This window comes from Nocardioides sp. WS12 (assembly GCF_014108865.1).
Classification (GTDB): domain Bacteria; phylum Actinomycetota; class Actinomycetes; order Propionibacteriales; family Nocardioidaceae; genus Nocardioides.
This window is the reverse complement of sequence record NZ_CP053928.1, coordinates 3,239,012-3,259,392: the sequence shown is the minus strand read 5'-3', so window position 1 is coordinate 3,259,392 and position 20,381 is coordinate 3,239,012. Positions and strand designations below refer to the sequence as shown.

Sequence of the window (20,381 nt, the reverse complement as noted above, 5' to 3'; positions counted from 1 at the left end):
CCGTCTCAGAGGTGCTGCTGGTAGGTGGCGAACTCGGCGTCCGGATCGCCGGTCGGCGCGAAGTGGTCGATGTTCTCCAGGGAGTACGCCCACTCGTCCTTCGGCTTCCAGACCGCCTTGACCCGCATGCCCATCCGCACCTCGTCGGCGGGGACGCCGAGGATGAGGTGCAGCACCGCGATGTCGGCGCCGTCGAGGAGGACGTACGCCGAGACGTACGGCGGGGTGATCTTCTGGCCGAGGAAGGGGACGTTGACGATGCAGAACGTCGTGATGGTGCCGGTCTGCGAGAGCTCGACCTCCTCCGCGGTGGGCGTTCCGTCGGAGGGGCACGCGCTGCGCGGTGGGACATAGACCTTCTGGCAGGTGGGGCAGCGCTGGCCCATGATCCGGCCCTCGTTGAGGCCGCGGTAGAACAGGGACTCCTCGGGGGAGGCCGCGTAGTTGTAGTCGAGGGAGACCGTCGTGACGACGCCGGTGACCGGCGCGTCGGACGCCGCCGGCGACGCAACGAGCTCGGTCTCGCCGGGGGCCAACGGTTCGAAGCATGCGATGTCGTTGATGTGGCCCACCCGCTCGGCAGCCCAGCGCACGCGCACCCTCAGGCCGGTGGTCACCTCGGCGGGCGACGAGACGTCGAGCGCGTGCAGGAACGGGACGTCGGCGCCGTCGAGGGTGACGAGGGCGAAGGCGAACGGCCGGTCGAACGGCTGGCCCTTGACCGGCTCGGGGACCCAGGTCCAGGACGTGACCGTGCCGACGGAGGAGACCTCCACGAACTCGGTCGTTGCCTCGTGGGTGACGGGGTCGAACTCGAGCGGCGGTACGACGACCTGACCGGCCGAGGTCCGTCCGCCGACGACCACCCCGTCGCGGAGTCCGGAGAGGAAGCGACCGACGACAGGGCCGGTCGATCGCGTGTAGTCGAAGGCGACCGTGACGGGCGCCTGCAAGGTGCGGCTCATGGGCCAAAGTGAAACATGTTCTGCTCAAAAGTGAAACACGTTCTAGAAATGCGTTCGCTCGACGGGCATGATGCAGGACATGAAGCTGGGACTGCAGTTGGGCTACTGGGGCGCGCAGCCCCCGCAAGGTGTCGGCGAGCTCGTCGCCGCGGCAGAGGACGCGGGGTTCGACGCGATCTTCACCGCCGAGGCGTGGGGGAGTGACGCGTTCACGCCGCTCGCGTGGTGGGGTCGCGAAACCAGTCGGGTCCGCCTCGGCACCTCGATCGTGCAGATGTCCGGCCGCACGCCGACGTCGATCGCGATGCATGCGCTCACGCTGGATCACCTGACCAACGGCCGCGTCATCCTCGGCATGGGCGTGAGCGGTCCGCAGGTCGTCGAGGGCTGGTACGGCCAGCCGTTCTCGAAGCCGCTGGCTCGGACCCGCGAGGTCGTCGAAATCATTCGCAAGGTCCTGGCCCGCGAAGAACCGGTCATCAACGCCGGCCCGCACCACCCGTTGCCCTACAACGGTCCCGGTGCCGTGCACCTGGGCAAGCCGCTCAAGCCAATCGTGCACCCGCTCCGCGCCGACCTGCCGATCTGGCTGGGCGCCGAGGGCCCGAAGAATGTCGCCCAGACCGCGGAGATCGCTGACGGCTGGATCCCGATCTTCTACACACCGAAGAGCGCTGGCATGTACCAGCCGTGGCTCGACGAGGGCTTCGCCCGACCCGGCGCGCGTCGTACTCGTGCCGACTTCGAGATCTCGGCCACCTGCCACCTCCAGATCGTGAAGGACGCCGCCGAGAAGCAGGCCGTCATCGATTTCATGAAGCCGTTCGTCAGCCTCTACATGGGCGGCATGGGCGCCAAGGAGCAGAACTTCCACACGCAGGTCTTCGCCCGGATGGGCTACGAGGCCCTGGCGGACGAGGTGCAGAACCTCTACCTGGCGGGGGAGAAGGACAAGGCGACGGCGCTGATCCCCGACGAACTCGTCGACGACATGCACATCATCGGCACCGCTGGCGAGGTCCGTGAGCGAGTGGCGCAATGGGAGGGGACCGGGGTGACGACGCTGCTCTTGTCCTGTCACAGCGCGGCGGAGATCCGTCAGGTCGCCGAACTGTTGGCCTGAGTTCGCCCGGAACGCTGGCCGCTGTCGGCGACGGCGGTTAGCGTTCCGGTCATGAGGCGGGAGCCGCACGAGAACGTCGCCACGGTGCTGGTGGATCCTGCGCTGCTCCGGGACCTGGAGCTCGAGCTGATGGAGCTCGACCTGTGGGTCTGGCCCGTGCGCACGGCACCGATCTGCGTCGACGGGCCGCGCACCGCGTTCCAGGTGCGGCGGCGACTCGTCGAGTCGAAGCAGGGGGCGTGGGACTGCGCGGCGAACTGGATCCCGGTGTGGATCAGCTTCGGTGAGCGTTGGCACTCCTCGGAGGATCCACTGCCGTGGTCCGCGCACCGGGCACTCTGGGACGCCCTCGACGCGCATGCCGACCAGGTGCGGTTCCAGCGCCGGCTGGGTGGCGTGGCGCCGCTCGTCGCACCGGTCGAGCGCCGCGCCGGCTGAACCTTGCCCCTAACTAGAACAGGTTCTAGTCTGGCGGGGTGACTGACACGCTTCGCACGCCCGCCCACAACGGCCACCTCATGGTGGCCGCACTCAAGCGGCACGCACGCCGCCCGATCGTCCACCTCGGCGACGTCACGTTGACGGGTGCCGAAACGGCTGACCGGATCTCGCAGTACATCCAGGCCTTCGAATCCCTCGGTGCCGGCCGCGGCACGCCCGGGGCGCTTCTCGCGCTCAACCGACCCGAGGTGCTCTTCATCCTCGGCGCCGGCCAGACCCAGGGTTTCCAGCGCACGTCGCTGCACCCGCTCGGTTCGGCCGATGACCACGCGTACGTCATCAACGATGCAGGGATCACGACCCTGGTCATTGATCCGTACTTCGCTGCGCGGGCCGTGGAGTTGCTCGGCAAGTGCCCCGGGCTGAAGCAGGTGCTCACGATCGGCCCCGTACCGCCCGAGCTCGTCGAGGTCGGCACCGACCTGAACGAAGTCGCTGCGTCCTTCACCCCGAAGCCGGTCCAGGCAGCCGTGCTCGAGCCGGACCACATCACGTCGATCACCTACACCGGCGGCACCACCGGCAAGCCCAAGGGCGTCATCGGTACTGTCCGCGCCTTCTCGACGATGGCGCAGATCCAGATGGCCGAATGGGAATGGCCGGCCGAACCGCGCTTCCTGATGTGCACCCCGCTGTCCCACGCCGGCGCTGCGTTCTTCGTCCCGGTGGTGCTCCAGGGCGGCACCCTCTTCGTGTCCTCGCGGTTCGACCCGGCCGAGGTGCTGGCGACCATCGAGGAGAAGAAGATCAACTCCCTGATGCTGGTACCGACCATGCTCTACGCGCTGATGGACCACCCCGACTCGCGCACCCGCGACCTGTCCTCGCTCGAGACCGTCTACTACGGCGCCTCGGCCATCAACCCGGTGCGCCTGAAGGAGGCCATCGAGCGGTTCGGTCCGATCTTCGCGCAGTACTACGGGCAGTCCGAGGCGCCGATGGTGATCACCTACTTCCCCAAGGGCGACCACGTGGACGCCGACGGCAAGCCGGCCGAGGAGCGACTGACGTCCTGCGGGCGCCCGTCGGCGTACCTCCGGACGGCCCTGCTGGGAGAAGACGGCAACCCCGTGCCGCAGGGCGAGCCGGGCGAGATCTGCGTCGCCGGGCCGCTCCTGTCGGCCGGCTACTGGCAACTGCCCGACGAGACAGCCGCGACCTTCCGGGATGGCTGGATGCACACCGGTGACGTGGCGCGGGAGGACGAGAACGGCCTCTGGTACATCGTCGACCGGACCAAGGACATGATCGTCACCGGAGGCTTCAACGTGTTCCCGCGCGAAGTCGAGGATGTCATCGCCGAACACCCGGCCATCGCGCAGGTGGGCGTGATCGGCACGCCGCACGAGAAGTTCGGCGAGGCCGTGACGGCCGTCGTGGTCCTGCGGGAAGGCTTCGAACTCACCGACGACGTGGTCGCCGAGATCAAGGACGCCGTCAAGGAGCGCAAGGGCTCGGTGCAGGCGCCGAAGGACATCATCGCTGTCGACGCGCTGCCGCTCACCGCGCTGGGCAAGCCCGACAAGAAGGCGCTGCGTGCCCGCTTCTGGGACGGCCAGGGTCGCAGCATCGGCTGACTCACGTCACCCACTCTCGATGGCCCGATCGGGCCATTGAGGGGTGGGGCGGCCTGTGGCACCGTGGACGGATGGCCGCTCCCGCCATCAAGGAGCTCGGGGCGCTGCCGGTTGCCCCGGACGTACCGATGGGGCTCGTTGAGCGCTTGCACCACGTTCGCAAGTTCGACAGCGGGCTGGGGGTGATCGGTGCAGCCGGCGGACCGGTCACGACCGTCCGGGTCGGGCCCCGGGGGCTGGTGCCGCCGTTCGTCGTGGTGACCTCGCCGCAGGGTGCCCACGACGTCCTGGCTGCCTCCGATGGTGCGTTCGACAAGGAGATGATCGTCCACGTCCAGAACCGCGTGCTGGGCGACAACGTCTTCAACCTCGCGCACGCACGCTGGCTGGCCCGGCGCCGTACGCTCCAGCCGATCTTCACCAAGAAGCACGTCGTGGCCTTCGCGGGGCACATGGCCGCTGCGGCGCAGGCCCATGCGGACGACATGTCACAACGCGGCCAGGTCGATCTCGATCAGGAGATGCGGCACCTGACCCTGGAAGTGGTCGGGAAGTCGGTCTTCGGCCTCGATCTGGGCAAGGACGCCCGTGCAATGGGACCGCATGTGCGCCGCGTGCTGCAGTGGGTCACGAACAGGTCGTTGCGCCCCGTGCGCTCGCCGATGTGGCTGCCCACGCCAGCGCGCTTCCGGATGCGCCATTCGATGGCGGTTCTCCACGCGCTGGTCGACAGCGCGATCGACGCTGCGGTTGCGCAACCCGACGGAGATGCGGAACTGGTGCGGCTCCTGTTGGACGCGACCGACCCCGAGACCGGCAAGCCGCTGACCCGCAAGGCGGTCCGGGCGGAGTTGCTCGTCTTCATGCTGGCCGGTCACGACACGACGGCCACGACCCTCGCCTACAGCCTGTGGGCGCTCGGGCGGCACCCCGACGTCCAGGAACGGCTCGTGGCGGAGGTGGCCGCACTCGGCGACCGAACGCTGACCGTCGGGGACGTGCCGTCGCTGCCGTTCACCGTGCAGGTCATCCATGAGGCGTTGCGGATGTGTCCGCCAGCACCGGCGATCGGTCGCATGGCGATGCGGGACGTCGCTGTGGACGGATTCCGGATTCCCGCAGGGACCAACGTGGTGGTGGGGGCGTACGCAATCCAGCACGACGCCCGGTACTGGGACGAACCCGAGCGGTTCGACCCCGACCGCTTCTCGGTCGAGCAGTCCGCCGGGCGGAGCCGCTGGCAGTTCTTCCCGTTCGGTGCCGGTCCGCGATCGTGCATCGGAGACCACTTCGCGATGCTGGAGGCGACCCTCGCCCTGGCCACTGTCGTCAGGGCGGCTGACATCGAATCGCTCGACGACGTGTTCCCGACGGCCCTGCCGTTCACGATGACGGCTGGTGGCCCGATCCCGGCGCGCGTCCGGAAACGGGTCAATCGCACTGGCTGAGGATCCAGGTGGTGACCGTCTGGCTGTCCTCGGACAGTCCGGGTGCCAGCTCGGCCAACGCTGCACCGTCGGCCGCGCTCGGGTCCGCCAGGAGTTCCTGGGCCGACCGGAAGCCCTCGCCGAGGTCCGTGAGTGCGGTGTCCACGTCGTCGGGAGCGTCGTCCTTCAGGGCGTCGAGTTCAGCGACCAGCGTGTCGACGGCCTCGGCGTCCGCGGGGGAGTCCTTGCCGTCGTACAGCGCCGTCTGGGCGTCGGTGATCCGCTGGGCCGTGTCCTCGAACCGGTCGCACTCGACCGTGATGTCCGTGACGGGTGCCGACGGGTCGGCATCTGACTCATCGGGGTCGTCGCTGCAGCCGCCGCACAGCAGCGCGAGGACGGCCAGTGCGGCCGGCAGCCCGAGGAACCGGGCTGCCGGACCACGCCGGTCGCTGGGATCTAGACCAGCCACTGACACTCCGGGTACGGGTGAATGTTGTTGCCGTACGGCGACAGGAAGTAGGCGATGATGTCCAGCCCGAAGTCGGGCAGCGAGAACCCGAGCAGGTTGATGTCGGGCGTGATCAGCCAGGCGGGCGTGTTCGTCCCGTCATCGGTCGGCTGGCCGAGCGTGAACGTGTTGCCCGGCGTCGTGTATCCCGGCGCCGGACGGACGTCGAAGGACACACCGCAGTCCGCGATCCCGAAGTGGATGATCGGGAGGTGGAACGCACGTTCCTGGATGTTCTGGTTGATGTGCCAGCGCGGCGCCACGTTGCCGAACGGGATGACCAGGTGCGGGATGTTGACGATCGTGATGGTGTCCGAGCCCAGCGGGTCGGGCCAGTCGATGAACACCGAGAACTTGTCCTCGAGGTCGACCGTCAGGTCGCTGTCCTGACCGAACGTGAAGGTCCCGAAGGTCCCGTCGAGGCCGGTGGTGAAGCCCAGTCGCAGGTTCACGTCGGAGAAGTCGGTCAGGCCCAACGTGACCCGCTTGATCTTCAGGTCGACGCCCAGGTTGCCTCGGTTCTGGAAGAACCCCGTCACGCCGTCCTCGCCGCTGCCCCAGTCGAGCGAGATGTCCTTCTGTATGCGGCCCGCCGCCTCGAGCGCGAAGGCCTCGGTCGCCGGGCTCGAGGTGATGTGGAGCCGGGACCCCGTCAGGTCGCCGGTGACGACCTGACCGAGGTCGGTGACGGTGAGCTTCACTGCCGCGTTGGCGTCGACCGGGTCGGCGATCCGCGCGGAGGCGAAGGCGTCGATGTCGAGGCCGGGAGCGAAGGACGTCATCGTGAACACGGGTGCGTCGACCGTCGTACCGCCGCCGGCGGAGGTGTCCTTGCCGATCAGGATGTCGACGGTCTTCGGGACGTCGTGCAGGTGCACGGAGGCAGCGAAGTCCGCGTCGCCCACGTGTTTGTACGCCGCCGTGATGTCGCTGATGCCCTGGTTCATCGCGATACCGACCGTCTTCGTGTCCGCGCCGAAGGCGACGTCCACGCTGATGGTCTTCGGGATCGCGCTGATGGTCAGCTGCGCCTCGTCGGTGTTGTCGTACTGCGCGTTCGCCGTGAACGCCCCCAGCGCCTCGCTGGCGACGTAGTCGAGTCCGGTGGTGTGGCTGCCGTCGGGCTCGGTGCGCGTGACGATCGGGCCGAAGGTGAAGTCCACCGGGTTGGCCGTCGGGATGCCCTGCGTCAGGTAGAGGCTGAGCGGCTTGGGCGCGAGCGCCTGCAGCTTGGCGTCGACCACCAGGGTGCCGTCGGTTGGGTGGAAGCCCGTGACCGTGTAGACGCCGTTGGTGGAGTCGAGGTCGAGGCCCGTCGGCAGTCCGGTCAGGTAGAGCTTGGCCCGGACGGCCTTGTCGGAACCGCTCGCCCCGTCACGGACAGCGACACCGTGGACCTGTGGCGGTGTCGGCGTGGCGGCCAGCGCTGCGGACTTACCTGCCGCGACCGAGAGCGTCAGGTCGGGGTTGGTGTTGCCGTCATAGGTGATCCGGCCGCCCTCGCTGCGCAGGGTGATCTCGGAAGGCAGATTGCTCAGCTTGCCGGACGCCTCGAGGTCGCCCTCGTCCAGATGGGCCTCCGCAGCGAACGAGAAGGTGCTGTTGTCGCCCATGTTCAGACCGGCCTCGAAGCCGCCGCCGTCCCCGTCGTCGGGCAACTTGGTGAAGGAAGCCCGGCGCAGGTTGCTGATCTTGAGGCTGGCGTCGAGGTCGCCCGAGGCCTCGTCGTAGTAGGCCGTCAGGTGGTCGCCCGGTAGCGTCGAGTAGTCCTCGTGGTTCGTGACGTTCGCGACGATCGAGCCGATGCCCGCCGCGGGTGCGTCGAAGAGGACGTTGCCGTCCGCCCAGGTCGCGTTCCACTCGGCCGGGATCGAACTGATGGTCAGGCCCGCGTCGAAGTCGCGGTCCAGGCCGAGGGTGGCCGCTGTCAGGTGCGCGGTCGCCGAGGCGCTGGTGGTCGCGGCGTCCGCATCCCAGTCCAGGACCGAGTTCTTGCCGTCGAAGAGCACCTTGGCGTGCGCGGGGATGTCCAGCACCTCGGCCGTGATCCGGTCGCCGCCCATCCGCTCGACACCGGCGTAGACCTTGTCGATTGAGTCGCTGGCGTCGTACGTGATCAGGTTGCCGTTCAGGTCGACCTGCATGTTCTTCGGGACACCGTGGACCTGGTAGACGGCGTGGTCGACCTCGGTCGGCTTGGTCACGTCCGGCGTGGTGGTGTCGGTCGCCTCGACGAGGTCGATCTCGTCGTTCGCGGTGTACTTGATGTTCTGGTGAGTGCCCTGGCGAACCAGGTCGACCTGGACCGACGACGGCAACTTGTCGACCGTCGCAGTGAAGCGGCGGTTGCTGTCGACCGGACCGGACGTGGTGGCCTGGTCGATCACCGCGTCCACGCGAGTGGCGGTCGGGGTGTCGACCGTGATCGTGTCCTTGCTGCCGGTGTTGCTGTGTGTCATCCGGGCGCCGACGTTGAGGGTGGTCGGGAACGGGCTCAGTTGCACGGAGCCGGTCAGCGGGTCCTGCTCGGTCAGCGGTACGCCGCCGCTGCCACCGGTCAGCGACTTCACGCCGAACGTGATCGCCTCCTTGAGGCCCGGGTTGGTCGAGATGACGTCCGCGGCGATCCGGATGTCGCCGGTGATCGCGTCGACGATGTTCTTGAGCAGCACCCGAGCAGTGCTGTTGCCTCCGAGGGTCGACGCTCGGCCGTCGATGCCGACCGCCACCCGCTTCTTCACGACCGGGGTGTCGTAGACGGCGAACACGTGTGCGGGGAGGGGACCGCTGTTGGGCGCGATCCGTTGCACCGCGAACCGGGCGCCGACGTCGATCAGGTTGGTGACCGGGTTGAGCTGCGCCAGCACGTCGGGCAGGTTGTCGCCCGTGACGTCGGCCGGCACCGGGACGCCGACCGGCAGCGAGATGCTGCACGACAGCGGCATGGTCGGCGACTCGGCGCAGATCTTGTAGAACAGCGGGGACAGCAGGTTGACGACGGGCAGCGTGAACAGCTTGCCCTGGATCTTGCTGACCTCCTGCAGGACCGCGTCCAGCGCGTCCAGCACCAGGGGGACGAGCGGCAGCGAGGTGAGGGTGTCGTTGAAGGTGGGCGGCAGGCCGGCCGTGATGTTGCTCGACGTATGGGCGGTCGGTGCGGTCACCGACGTACGCGGGAGCTGTGCCGAGGTCAGCCTCGGCGCCTCCGCCAACTCCTCCGCGACGGCGTCCAGCGCCTCGCCCGTCTGGTCACGGTTGACCGGCGGCGTGTCGGCCGGCGGGGGAGTCGGCGTCGTGTCGTTGAGCTCCTCCTTGAGCTCCTCGGTGCCCTCCTTGCCGAAGATCACCATCGCGACGCCGGCCAGGTAGGTCTCGCGTTCCTGAGCCGTCGGCGTCGTGTGCGTGGTGGCGAGCAGGTCCTCGAGGAGACACACGCTCAGCCACAACTGCGTCGGCTCGGGGAGCCCGTGGAACCCCTCGGCGAGGATGTCCGCCGGCACCGCTTTGAGAGCGACGAAGTCCTTGCGCCAGGCGTTGTCGGTGAACCTTTTGGCCCAGAGGTCGACGAAGCGGTCGCGGTTCTCCGCGGTCGCACCCTCGGTGGTCGGTGGGCTGGCGCACCGCACCGTCGAGGATGATCCCGGCGGCGCGGGATCGGCCTGGGCGATGGTGGGGCTGACGAGGACCGACACCATGGCGGTCACCGAGAGAGCAGCAAAAAGTTTCCGAGGGCGCACGGGAGTCCACCTGCCGATAGGGGGATGGGAGCACAAGCAGGAGTGCGGTGCTCACTATCTTCCTGCAGTCAGGTCGACGCCAGAGAGATCGGAAAGTCTTTACCTTTCTCTGCCCTGAAGGGCGGCGTCAGCGTCCCTTGAAGTCCGGCTTGCGCTTCTCCAGGAACGCCCGCGGGCCTTCCTTGGCGTCCTCGGAGGAGAAGACGGGTGCACCGACCTTCGCGTCGTCGGCCCAGCAGTCCTCCTCGTGCTTGCCCTCGGAGTCGCGCATCGTCTTCAGGATCGCCTGGACGGCAATTGGTCCGTTGGCGGCGACCATGTCAGCGAGTTCGTGGGCCTTGGCCAGCGCCTGCCCGTCCGGAACGACGTGGCCGATCAGGCCCAGTTCCTTCGCTTCCGGGGCGAGCAGCGTGCGTCCGGTCAGGAGAAGCTCCGCTGCCACGGTGTACGGGATCTGGCGGGGGAGTCGGACCGCCGAGCCGCCCATCGGGTACAGGCTCCAGCGCGCTTCCGAGACGCCGAACTTCGCGGATTCACCGGCGACCCGGATGTCGGTGCCCTGCAGGATCTCGGTGCCACCGGCGATCGCCGGACCCTCCACGGCCGCGATCAGCGGCTTGGTCAGCCGGAAGCCCTTGAGCAGGCCCTTGATGACGGTCGGGTCATACGCGCCGGACTCGAAGGCCTCCGACGGCGGCTTCTTCTCGGCTGCCTGCAGGTCCATGCCGGCGCAGAAGTAGCCGCCGGCGCCGGTGAGGATGCAGACGCGGATCTCGGGGTCTTCGTTCACCCGGTCCCAGGCCGCTTCCATGATGCGCAACATGTCGCCGGAGAGCGCATTGCGGCGCTCGGGACGGTTCATCGTGACGATCAGCTTGTGACCGTCCTGCTCGACCAGGCAGTCGGGTCCACGGTCGTTGGCAGCGTCTTCGGTGGGGGACATGTGAACCACGCTAGCGAAAAAGTGAAACGTGTTCTAGTCTCGGATCGTGGCCTTGAATATCGCCGATCTCTTCGAACATGCCGTCGACGTCGTCCCTCAGAAGCCCGCCGTACAGGTGGGCGATCGCGTCATCTCCTTCGCCGAGCTGGAAGCCGAGTCCAACAAGCTCGCGCACTACCTGCAGGCCCAGGGCATCGGGCAGGGCGACCACGTCGGCCTCTATGCCAAGAACAGCATCGAGCACGTGGTCGCCCTGATCGCGATCCTCAAGGTGCGGGCCGTGGCGATCAACGTGAACTTCCGGTACGTCGCCGGCGAGCTCGAGTACCTCTTCGACAACGCGGACCTCGTCGGTCTCGTCCACGACCGGGTCTACGCGCCGCTGGTCGCCGAGGTGGCTCCGAAGTTCGACAAGCTGCAGACGATCGTCGTCGTACCGAACCCGCTGGAGCCGGGTGACACGAGCGAGGTGTCGTCGTACGGCGGCGTCCTGGTCGAAGAGGCAGTTGCCGGCCAGTCCGACGCTCGTGACTTCGGCGAGCGCAGCGCCGACGACATCCACATCATCTACACCGGCGGCACGACCGGCTTCCCCAAGGGCGTCATGTGGCGCCACGAGGACTTCTGGCGCGTGCTCGGTGGTGGTATCGACTTCATGACGGCCGAGCCGCTCGAGGAGTACGACCAGTCCCAGAAGGCGCTGCAGGACAGCCTGGTCACCCTGCCGCTGAGCCCGCTGATGCACGGCGGCGCGCAGGCGTCGCTCCTGATGCACCTCTTCGCCGGTCAGGTGACCATCCTCGAGCCGAAGTTCGATCCGATCCGCACCTGGGAGCTGGTCGACCAGCACGGCGTGCAGTTGATGTTCATGACCGGCGACGCCATGGCGGTGCCACTGATCGACGCCTTCGAAGCCGGCGACTACTCCGGCCAGACGCTCTTCGCGATCGCGTCCAGCGCAGCGATCTTCTCCAAGTCGGTGAAGGAGCGCTGGATGAAGCACTTCCCGAACGCGGTCTTCACCGACTCCATCGGCTCCTCGGAGACCGGTTTCCAGGGCACGGGACTGCAGGACGCCAGCGCCCTGTCCACTGACGGACCGGTCGTCTCGATTCCTCCGACCACGGTGATCCTCGGCGACGACAACCAGATCCTCGACCCCGTGACCGACGTCGGCAAGGTGGGCCGGACGGCTCGTTCGGGCAACGTGCCCGTCGGTTACTACAAGGACCCCGAGAAGTCGGCCAAGACGTTCATCGAGATCGATGGTGTCCGCTACTCCATCCCCGGCGACAACGCCCGGATCGAGGAGGGCAACCGGATCACGCTGCTCGGCCGCGGCTCGAACTGCATCAACACCGGCGGCGAGAAGGTCTACCCCGAAGAGGTCGAGCAGGCGATCAAGGCACACCCCGGCGTGTACGACGTCCTGGTGGTCGGTCTCCCCGACGACAAGTACGGCCAGACCGTGGCTGCTGTCGTCGAGCCCCGCGCCGGAGCGACCGTCGAACTGGAGGAGCTGCGGACCTTCCTGCGCTCGCACCTGTCCGGCTACAAGCTGCCGCGTGTGCTGACCCTTGTCGCGGAGGTCCCGCGCAACGCCACCGGCAAGGCCCAATACCCACGCGCCAAGGAATTGGCGCTCGAGAGCCGCACCGAGGAGGTGTCGGTCTGATGCGGACCGCACTGTGTGATGCCTTCGGCATCGAGTACCCGATCTTCGCCTTCACCCCTTCGGAGCACGTCGCTGCGGCCGTTTCGCGCGCCGGCGGCCTCGGCGTCCTGGGCTGTGTGCGCTTCAACGACACCGAGGAACTCGAGCGGGTCCTCACGTGGATGGACGAGAACACCGACGGCAAGCCGTACGGCGTCGACGTCGTGATGCCGATGAAGATTCCCACCGAGGGCACGTCGACCGACTTGTCGGCGTACATCCCGGACGAGCACAAGAAGTTCGTCGATGAAACGCTCCTCAAGCTCGGTGTCCCGCCGTTGCCCGAGGGTGAAGGTCGCGAGGGTGTTCTCGGCTGGCTGCACTCGATGGCGCGCTCGCACGTCGACGTCGCGCTGCAGCACCGCCCGGTCCTGATCGCCAACGCGCTGGGCTCGCCGCCGGTCGACGTCATCGAGCAGTGCCACGCTGCCGGCCTCAAGGTCGCGGCACTGGCAGGTGCGCCGAAGCACGCGCTCAGCCACGTCACCAACGGCGTGGACATCATCATCGCCCAGGGCTACGAAGCAGGCGGCCACACCGGCGAGATCGCCAGCATGGTGCTGACGCCCGACATCGTCGACGCCGTCGGTCCCGATGTCCCGGTGCTCGGCGCGGGTGGCATCGGCTCGGGTCGCCAGATCGCGGCGTCCCTGGCGCTCGGCGCCCAGGGTGTGTGGACCGGTTCCATCTGGCTCGGCACGGAGGAGTACCGGAACCTGTCCGGCAACAAGGGCTGGGAGACCGCGTTCCTGCGTGCGACGTCGTCCGACACCGTGCGCACCCGGATCTACACCGGCAAGCCGGCCCGTCTGCTCAAGACGAAGTGGACCGAGTCATGGAACGAAGAGGGTGCTCCCGCGCCGCTTCCGATGCCGCTGCAGAACCTGCTGGTCGCGGACGCCCACAACCGCATCAACGCCTCCGGGGACCCGGACGTCATCTCGATGCCGATCGGTCAGATCGTGGGCCGGATGAATGAGGTGCGGCCGGTGGCCGAGGTCGTCGCCGACCTGGTCGCGGAGTTCGAGTCGACGGTCAAGAAGCTGGACGGCATCGCCGGAATATGAGGAGGGCAACGGGCATGGGGGCTCTCCAACGTCGGATCGCCATTGCGGCTGCTGTCGCCGGACTCACGGTGGGAGGGAGCCTCGCTGCGGCCGACGACCAGGTGTCTCCCACCGCTGTGCCCGAAGCCGATTGCGGTCCGGGGTCGCGTCCGGAGACCACGGATCTCCAGGGCCGTGTGCCGAAGGCGGACTACGACTCCGGGCGGGTGCTGGCCGGTTACACCTGCAACACCGAGCAGGTCGGCCGCCACGGCACGACCGGCGGGTTCAAGGCCCTTCGCTACACCGACGCCCAGGGACACACCTGTGCGTTCTACGACTCCACCCGGATCCTCGGGATGGACGTGGTCGGCAACCTGCTCAACGGCACCGGGCTCGGCGTCGTGGTGCTGGACATGACGAACCCGGCGTTGCCGCGCAAGACCGCGAACCTGGTCACTCCGGCCATGTTGAGCCCGCACGAGTCGTTGCTGGTCAACGCCGAACGGGGACTGCTGGTGGGCGTGATGGGCACCCTCGCCACCGCACCGGGCATCCTCGACGTCTACGACGTCCGTACCGACTGCCGTAAACCGAAGCTCCTCTCGACCACACTCTCCGGCGTACTCGGGCACGAGAGTGGATTCACGCCCGACGGCCAGACGTTCTGGACCGCCGGCGCAGCGGGCTTCACCATGACCGCCGTGGACATGGCAGACCCGCGGCGGCCGCGGGTGGTCCTCGTCAAGTCGGGGGTCATTGCCCACGGCCTCCGGTTCTCCGACAACGGCAACACCATGTACGTCGCGAACATGGGCACCCCGTCGTCCAACTCCATCCTCGACAAGCCGAGCCTCCAGATCTACGACGTGTCGCAGGTCCAGGACCGGGTCACGAAGCCACAGGTCAGTCTCCTGTCGGAGATCGACTGGCCGGGGATCTCCATCCCGCAGGTCGCGGAGCCGTTCCACCGAGACGGCCGCAATTACGTGCTCGAGGTCGATGAGTTCACCGACTGGTTCGGTGACGGATGGACGGTCGACTTCAAGAACAGCCCGGTCGGTGGTGCCCGGATCATCGATGTCACGGACCCGGAGAGCCCGGCCCTGGTCTCGGACATCCGACTCGAGGTGCACCAGGCCGTGAACCGGACGCCTGAGGTGCTCAAGGATCCGGGCAGTGGCTTGCCGATCGGTGGCTACTCGGCGCACTACTGCTCGGTCCCGCGCCGGGACGCGCCGAACCTGGCAGCGTGCTCGATGGTCGGGTCCGGGTTGCGGATCTTCGACATCAGTGACGTGGAGAACCCACGCGAAGTCGCCTACTTCAACAAGCCTTCGAAGGGCGGCGCGAGCGCCCTTTCCCAACCCGCGTGGGATCCGGTCGGGCGCAGTGTCTGGTACACCGACGGCACCAGTGGCTTCCACGTCGTGCGACTGACCAACGGAGTCGAGGACCTGATCGACTGACGACGGACCCTTCCGCATTGCCGGCAACAGGCCGACGATGGGAGGGATGCGTACCAGATCGCCCGCTGAGCCTCGCCGTACCCGCGGCGGGGTGAGTGAGCCGCGCACCGCGGCTCAGGTTCCGACGGTCTTGCGGGCGCCGACGATGCCCAACCGTTCTCCGGGCACGTGGCCGGCCGACGTCCACCACGTCACCACGCTGCAGCGCTGGGCCGGCAACCAGGCCACGGTGCAGCGGTTCGGGGAGAGCGTCCGCGCGATGATCCTCGGCACCGTCGGTGCCGTCCGGGTCGATGCGCTGGACAAGGCCGGTCACAAGCGTGCCGCGGCTGCGTTGAAGAAGATGCTCGCCTACGCCACCCTGCATGGGTCTGCCGGTCCACACGGCGACGACTCGGGCTTCCACGTCCGACTGCTCGCGGCGGTCAACGACCTCGCAGGCGAGATCGCCGCGGTGAAGAGCTTCGACAAGCTGCCCGCTCGACTGCAGGCGATCGTGTTCTCGGCGGAGAAGCTCAACATGGAGAAGGTCGCCGGGACCCCGAGCGCGCAGAACAAGTCGTGGATGAAGACCGACACCGACTCCGGCACCGAAGGGGCGAAGAATCCAGGTGTCGCCGGAAGCACGGGCGCCTTCGGAGAGAACGCGTGGAAGTGCAACAAGTTGGTCGCCGACGCGTACCTGGCCAAGTCAGGCGGAGCGATCGGGAAGTCGAAGTACCCGTTCTACGGGTCCGACAAGACCTGGTCCTACAAGGCGAACGACCTGGCCGCGGACGTCGACAAGGGCACGGCCCGGCTCGAACCTGGCAAGGAGCTCAAGCACTTCCCGTACTCGCAACTGATCCATCTCGCCGCGGACGGCAAGTCAGTGGCGGAGATCTTCGAGTTCGACGGACGCGGCAAGGTGATCGCCAAGTACCTCCTGGCCGGCGGCATCTTCGAGAAACACATCAAGAACGCGAAGGGACAGTGGGAGAAGACGAAGGAGACGAAGAATCCCGAGGAACTGCAGCCGGGTGTCTTCGCCCAGACCGGTGACCTGGTCTCGTTCCACAACCAGGTGAAGGGCGCGTCCGGCCACACCGGGCTCAACGTCGGCCACGACCTCTTCATCAGTGCGATGAACGCGACCGAGGGCGTCGGAATCCTGTCGATCTCGCTCCACATGGACGCCAGCAAGTGGGACCACTACGACTACGTCGGCTTCCGCTCGTTCAAGAAGTAGCCATCCGGGGTCGGGCCTCGGCCGCAGCATCACGCAAGCGGCCCTCGAGCGATTCCCTCCACGCCGGTGGGCACCAGTCGCCCAGTGAAGCGACGTCCAGGTACCGGGCCAGCAGGGCGTCGACGTCCACCGGCGGCACCTCACGCTCGAAGACATCCATCGCCACGCCACGAAGGCCACGGCGTTGGCACAACGCGAAGGCGAGCCGCGTCTCCTCGATCCCGCCGACGCACTCGAACGGCGTGTGCTCGGACAGGCCGAGCAGTTGCCGGAACCACACCTGGTTGGCGGGATGGTCGAACAGGTTGCCGTGTCCGTGGAATGTCCGGGTGACGACGTCGGCAGGGAGGTAAGCGCTGTAGCCGAGCCAGACGTACGCGCACTTCGCGCAGCGGCCGCACCATGGCTTCTCCACATTGCAGGAGTGCGTGAACGGGATGGCGTCCGGTTCGGCGGCCAGCAGGGTGAAGATCAGCGGGTCGTGGACCGCCTTCAACGGGCTGAAGTAGTGACAGTTGTCGACGAGGTGGGTGCGCAGATAGTCAGCGAGGACCTGCTCGCACTCCGCGGACTTGCCCCACTGGTGATTGACTTCGTCTCCGGTCGGCGACCACACCGCGTTGCCCTGGTCGGCGCTGCGCTCGTGTCCCAGGGACAGACCGCGATACCCGTGCGCGAGCACCAGGGGTACGGCGGCGAACACCGATGCGGGGGTCTCCGCTGCGGTGAGGGGCAGCAGGTCGCGCTGCGGCATGAGTCGCGCGACCGGACTGTCGACCAGGTCGTCGTACGACCAGATGCGGCGACGCTGGTCGGCAGGCAGGTCGAGGGCGTCGAGGAGGGTGCTGCACAGGGCGTGCTGCTTCTCGGCGCAGCCGTAGGTGGAACTGGAGTAGACGAGGGTGTCGCACGGCATGCCGGCCTGCTGGAGCAAGCGGAGGGAGACGACGCTGTCCTTGCCGCCACCGAAGAACGCCAGGATTCTCGGTACGCCCGCGTCACTGATGGAGGTGGGGTTCGGGACGGCTTCGGCGGGCGACCGGAGCAGGTCCGGCCCTTCGTAGTCAGACAGGTCGTGTTCGAAGCGCCACTGCGCCCACACGCCGTGGATGACCTGCCGCCACAGCGACCAGAACTCCGGTGTGCAGTGGCGCTGGTAGGGGCCCGGGTCGAAGGACGCGGGCTGCAGGCTGACCAGGGTGTTCGCGGTGAACGCTGCGAGGTGGAAGTAGACCCTGTCCAGCAGTTCCGGTCCGTACCGGTGCTCGAGGTCGATCAGATCGACGTCCTCGTACCAGTAGGACGCGGTGAACCTCAGGTCGTCGAGACCGAACTGCAGGGACAACTGATGCTCGGAGCGCGCGTGCGCCCCGAGCCACAAGGTGCCGGCTCCCGAGCGCCGTGATTGGTCCGGCAATGCGGCCTCCGTGGTCGTGCGGCAGCCTCCCTCAAGGAAACGCTGGCCCGGGTCACGCGGCAAGTGCGATGGGGCAAGAATGGGGGCATGACGCGCAATGTGCTGATCGCCGGTGCCGGTCCGGGTGTGAGTGGCTCGCTGGCCAGGCTGTACGCCGCCGAGGGCTTCGGCGTCGGACTCCTCGGCGCCGAGGACGGCGTCCTGGCAACGCTGGGTGCCGAGGTCGAGGCGGCCGGGGGCACCGCCGGTACGGCGGTCGTCGACCTCACCGACGACGCCGCCACCCGTGCGGCGGTGACCCGGATGGGGGAGCACGTCGGCCAGTTCGACGTCATCCACTTCAACCCGTCGGCGTACCGGGAGAAGGACCCGCTGACGCTGACCCCGGACGAACTGCTCGAGGACGTCCGCCTCGGCGTGGGTGCTCTGCTCACCTTCGTGCAGGCGGCGCGCCCCTACCTCAACAGCGGCGCCCGGATCTCCGTCACCGGCAGCATGGCCGCCGACTCTCCGTGGTTCGGTGCCGCTTCGCTCGGCGTGCAGAAGGCCGGCGTCCAGAACCTCGTCCGCAGCATCGACGCGACCCTCAAGGACGACGGCATTCGCGCTGTCTCGGTGACGGTGCGCGGCATGCTGGCGAAGGAGGGCGCGTTCACGCCCGACAACGTCGCCCTCGCACTGCGTGCCGCGGTGGAGCAGGACGAGTCCGGCTGGCAGACCGAGCTTCCCTACACGGGCTGACCGGAATGCGCCTCAAACTCGGCCGCCCTGACCTCGCCGACTACGCGGACCGGTTCGACGTACCCGAGGCCGAAGGCGCGTTCGGGGTGACCTTCCTCGGCGTCGCGAGCCTGCTGCTCGATGACGGTTCCTCGGCGGTGATGACTGACGGGTTCTTCTCGCGTCCGCCGTTGCTCAGGACGGCGGTCGGCAAGATGGCGCCGGACCGGCACCGGATCGCCCGGTGTCTGGCCCGCGCCGGCGTGGACCAGCTCGATGCCGTACTGCCCGTCCACACGCACTACGACCACGCCCTGGACTCGGCGGTCGTGGCCGACCGGACCGGTGCAGTCCTGGTCGGCGGCGAGTCGACGGCCAACATCGGCCGGGGTCATGGCCTCGCTGCGGACCGGATCAAAGTGGCGATTCCGGGCCAACCGATGACGTACGGCGCCTTCACACTCACCCTGGTCGAGTCGCACCACTGCCCGCCGGACCGCTTCCCGGGCGTCGTGACCGAACCGCTGGTTCCCCCGGTGAAGACCGGCGCCTACAAGTGCGGCGAGGCGTGGTCGATCCTCGTTGAGCACACGAGCGGTCGTACCGCATTGCTCCAGGGTAGTGCCGGGTACGTCGCCGGGTCGCTCGCCGGACGGCAGGCAGATGTCGCCTACCTCGGGGTCGGCCAACTCGGGATCCAGAACGAGGACTACATCCGGACGTATTGGGCCGAGACGGTCGAGACCGTCGGTGCGCGACGAGTCGTCCTCACCCACTGGGACGACTTCTTCCGTCCCCTTGACCAGCCGCTGCGCGCGCTTCCCTACGCGGGCGACGACCTCGACGTCACGATGCGGGTACTCGACGAACTCGCGACCGCGCAGGGGGTCGCGCTGCACTTCCCGAAGGTCTGGCAGCGCGAGGACCCCTGGCGCGGTCTCGTGTGACTAGTTGGCCGCGAAAGCACGGCCGATCAGCAGCGCCTGCTCGGTGGCTCCGCCGAACAGGAACTCGAACCGCTTGCCGCTGGTGAAGTAGCGGTGCGCCTCGCCGTCCATGTCGATGCCGACGCCGCCGTGCACGTGGACAGTGGTGTGGGCGATCCGGTGACCAGCGTCGGCGGCCCAGAGCTTCGCGGTGGCGACCTCGGTCGCGGCCGGCAGGCCCTCCTGGAGGCGCCACACCGCCTGCCACAGCGTCAGCCGCTGGCCGAGTACGTCGATGAAGCCGTCGGCCAGGCGCTGCGAGACCGCCTGGAAGGTGCCGATCGGACGGCCGAACTGCTCCCGTGTCTTCGCGTACGACGCCGTCAGCTTCAACGCGCCCTCGGTGACACCGAGCTGCTCGGCCGCCGCCAGGGTGATGAGCAACTCGCCGAGACGTGTCGCGGTCGACGCGTCGCCGACCCGGGTCGCTGACGCGCCCGTGAAGGTGACCTGGGCCGCGAGGTCGCCATCGCTCGTCTTCTGCGCGACCCGTTCGATGCCGGGCGCGGTCGCATCGACGACGTACACGCCCGGCCCGTCAGGGCCGGCGGCGGTGACCAGGTAGGTGTCGGCCGCCATGCCGGCGCGGACGAGCGTCTTGGTGCCGGTCAGGGCGCCCGCACCATCGGCGGTGACGACCGGGACAGCAGGCAGGTGCGCGCGCTCTTCGGCCACCGCAGCGGCGTGGAGCTTCGTGCCGGGGTCGACGCCCAATTCGGACAGCAGTGCGGTGCAGGCTCCGTGCACGGCCAGCGGAACGGGTGCCACGCGCTGGCCGACCTCGACCAGGACCCGGGCCAGTTCGATCAGGCCCAGGCCGGCGCCGCCGTACTGCTCCGGGACGTGCAGGGTCAGCAGGCCGGCGGTGTCCAGGTCTGCCCACAGGTCGCGGTCGAAGCGGTCGCCGCCGGCCTCGACCTGCTTGAGGCGGTCGTTGGTCGTCTTGTCAGCGAGGATCTGCGCCGCGAGCTCGGCGGCTTCATCCTGCTCGGGGGTGAAGAGGAAGTCCATGGTCGC

At 68.1% G+C, this 20,381-nt stretch carries 16 protein-coding genes; 10 read left to right on the top strand and 6 right to left on the bottom strand.

All coding sequences use genetic code 11. The features are described from left to right. Positions 1–5: 5 nt before the first annotated feature. Positions 6–965: an OB-fold nucleic acid binding domain-containing protein gene (locus HRC28_RS15875; protein WP_182376440.1), complete on the bottom strand. Its 960-nt coding sequence runs from the start codon at positions 963–965 to the stop codon at positions 6–8. Between the two features lie 79 nt (positions 966–1,044). On the opposite strand from HRC28_RS15875, the gene HRC28_RS15870 reads away from it, so the two are divergent. The 4 genes from HRC28_RS15870 (at position 1,045) to HRC28_RS15855 (ending at position 5,614) form a co-directional block, all read left to right on the top strand. Further along, complete coding sequence (locus HRC28_RS15870) at positions 1,045–2,088, top strand: LLM class F420-dependent oxidoreductase (protein ID WP_182376439.1); 1,044 nt, start codon at positions 1,045–1,047, stop codon at positions 2,086–2,088. A gap of 51 nt (positions 2,089–2,139) precedes the next feature. Beyond that, positions 2,140–2,526, top strand: a complete 387-nt coding sequence (locus HRC28_RS15865) for a hypothetical protein (protein WP_182376438.1) — start codon at positions 2,140–2,142, stop codon at positions 2,524–2,526. A 38-nt stretch (positions 2,527–2,564) separates the two neighbouring features. Then, positions 2,565–4,166 carry a fatty-acid--CoA ligase FadD8 gene (fadD8, locus tag HRC28_RS15860; RefSeq protein ID WP_182376437.1) on the top strand — a complete coding sequence of 534 codons (1,602 nt, stop codon included), beginning with the start codon at positions 2,565–2,567 and terminating at the stop codon, positions 4,164–4,166. A gap of 71 nt (positions 4,167–4,237) precedes the next feature. Beyond that, a complete protein-coding gene (locus HRC28_RS15855; protein WP_202033093.1) occupies positions 4,238–5,614 on the top strand; it encodes a cytochrome P450 in 1,377 nt (458 codons plus the stop codon). On the opposite strand, the gene HRC28_RS15850 is transcribed toward HRC28_RS15855, so the two are convergent. From HRC28_RS15850 to HRC28_RS15840, 3 genes are all read right to left on the bottom strand, one after another. Continuing rightward, complete coding sequence (locus tag HRC28_RS15850; protein ID WP_182376436.1) at positions 5,598–6,065, bottom strand: hypothetical protein; 468 nt, start codon at positions 6,063–6,065, stop codon at positions 5,598–5,600. The genes HRC28_RS15855 and HRC28_RS15850 overlap by 17 nt on opposite strands. After that, positions 6,053–9,799, bottom strand: a complete 3,747-nt coding sequence (locus HRC28_RS15845; protein ID WP_182376435.1) for a hypothetical protein — start codon at positions 9,797–9,799, stop codon at positions 6,053–6,055. Before HRC28_RS15845 ends, HRC28_RS15850 begins: the two co-directional genes overlap by 13 nt. Before the next feature lie 169 nt (positions 9,800–9,968). Continuing rightward, on the bottom strand, positions 9,969–10,784 hold the full coding sequence (locus HRC28_RS15840; protein WP_182376434.1) for a crotonase/enoyl-CoA hydratase family protein: 816 nt from the start codon (positions 10,782–10,784) through the stop codon (positions 9,969–9,971). 46 nt (positions 10,785–10,830) lie between these two features. Here HRC28_RS15840 and HRC28_RS15835 point away from each other — a divergent pair, with 46 nt between their 5' ends. The 4 genes from HRC28_RS15835 to HRC28_RS15820 all read left to right on the top strand — a co-directional run bounded on the left by HRC28_RS15835 (position 10,831) and on the right by HRC28_RS15820 (position 16,241). Then, positions 10,831–12,459: an acyl-CoA synthetase gene (locus tag HRC28_RS15835; RefSeq protein WP_182376433.1), complete on the top strand. Its 1,629-nt coding sequence runs from the start codon at positions 10,831–10,833 to the stop codon at positions 12,457–12,459. Then, entirely contained in the window at positions 12,459–13,565 is a 1,107-nt protein-coding gene (locus tag HRC28_RS15830) for a nitronate monooxygenase family protein (protein ID WP_182376432.1), read from the top strand. The genes HRC28_RS15835 and HRC28_RS15830 overlap by 1 nt, the downstream gene beginning before the upstream one ends. Before the next feature lie 14 nt (positions 13,566–13,579). Then, positions 13,580–15,013: a hypothetical protein gene (locus HRC28_RS15825; protein WP_182376431.1), complete on the top strand. Its 1,434-nt coding sequence runs from the start codon at positions 13,580–13,582 to the stop codon at positions 15,011–15,013. A gap of 91 nt (positions 15,014–15,104) precedes the next feature. Continuing rightward, on the top strand, positions 15,105–16,241 hold the full coding sequence (locus HRC28_RS15820; protein WP_182376430.1) for a hypothetical protein: 1,137 nt from the start codon (positions 15,105–15,107) through the stop codon (positions 16,239–16,241). Here HRC28_RS15820 and HRC28_RS15815 read toward each other — a convergent pair. Continuing rightward, positions 16,231–17,658 (bottom strand): hypothetical protein, encoded by a 1,428-nt coding sequence (locus tag HRC28_RS15815; protein WP_182376429.1) that lies wholly within the window; start codon positions 17,656–17,658, stop codon positions 16,231–16,233. The genes HRC28_RS15820 and HRC28_RS15815 overlap by 11 nt on opposite strands. An 87-nt stretch (positions 17,659–17,745) precedes the next feature. On the opposite strand from HRC28_RS15815, the gene HRC28_RS15810 reads away from it, so the two are divergent. Both HRC28_RS15810 and HRC28_RS15805 read left to right on the top strand, forming a co-directional pair. Beyond that, positions 17,746–18,399, top strand: a complete 654-nt coding sequence (locus tag HRC28_RS15810; protein WP_182376428.1) for an SDR family NAD(P)-dependent oxidoreductase — start codon at positions 17,746–17,748, stop codon at positions 18,397–18,399. A 5-nt stretch (positions 18,400–18,404) separates the two neighbouring features. Beyond that, positions 18,405–19,325 carry an MBL fold metallo-hydrolase gene (locus HRC28_RS15805; RefSeq protein WP_182376427.1) on the top strand — a complete coding sequence of 307 codons (921 nt, stop codon included), beginning with the start codon at positions 18,405–18,407 and terminating at the stop codon, positions 19,323–19,325. Here the strand turns inward: HRC28_RS15805 and HRC28_RS15800 are convergent, their stop codons facing one another. Beyond that, the gene (locus tag HRC28_RS15800) at positions 19,326–20,375 is read right to left on the bottom strand and encodes an acyl-CoA dehydrogenase family protein (protein WP_182376426.1); all 1,050 of its coding nucleotides are present in this window, start codon (positions 20,373–20,375) and stop codon (positions 19,326–19,328) included. Positions 20,376–20,381: the final 6 nt, after the last annotated feature.

Excerpts from the sequence above, each read along its gene's own strand:
- HRC28_RS15875 (WP_182376440.1), bottom strand. The coding sequence starts at position 965 with ATGAGCCGCACCTTGCAGGCGCCCGTCACGGTCGCCTTCGACTACACG.
- HRC28_RS15870 (WP_182376439.1), top strand. The coding sequence starts at position 1,045 with ATGAAGCTGGGACTGCAGTTGGGCTACTGGGGCGCGCAGCCCCCGCAA.
- HRC28_RS15865 (WP_182376438.1), top strand. The coding sequence starts at position 2,140 with ATGAGGCGGGAGCCGCACGAGAACGTCGCCACGGTGCTGGTGGATCCT.
- HRC28_RS15855 (WP_202033093.1), top strand. The coding sequence starts at position 4,238 with ATGGCCGCTCCCGCCATCAAGGAGCTCGGGGCGCTGCCGGTTGCCCCG.
- HRC28_RS15845 (WP_182376435.1), bottom strand. The coding sequence starts at position 9,799 with ATGGTGTCGGTCCTCGTCAGCCCCACCATCGCCCAGGCCGATCCCGCG.
- HRC28_RS15840 (WP_182376434.1), bottom strand. The coding sequence starts at position 10,784 with ATGTCCCCCACCGAAGACGCTGCCAACGACCGTGGACCCGACTGCCTG.
- HRC28_RS15830 (WP_182376432.1), top strand. The coding sequence starts at position 12,459 with ATGCGGACCGCACTGTGTGATGCCTTCGGCATCGAGTACCCGATCTTC.
- HRC28_RS15825 (WP_182376431.1), top strand. The coding sequence starts at position 13,580 with ATGGGGGCTCTCCAACGTCGGATCGCCATTGCGGCTGCTGTCGCCGGA.
- HRC28_RS15810 (WP_182376428.1), top strand. The coding sequence starts at position 17,746 with ATGACGCGCAATGTGCTGATCGCCGGTGCCGGTCCGGGTGTGAGTGGC.
- HRC28_RS15805 (WP_182376427.1), top strand. The coding sequence starts at position 18,405 with ATGCGCCTCAAACTCGGCCGCCCTGACCTCGCCGACTACGCGGACCGG.
- HRC28_RS15800 (WP_182376426.1), bottom strand. The coding sequence starts at position 20,375 with ATGGACTTCCTCTTCACCCCCGAGCAGGATGAAGCCGCCGAGCTCGCG.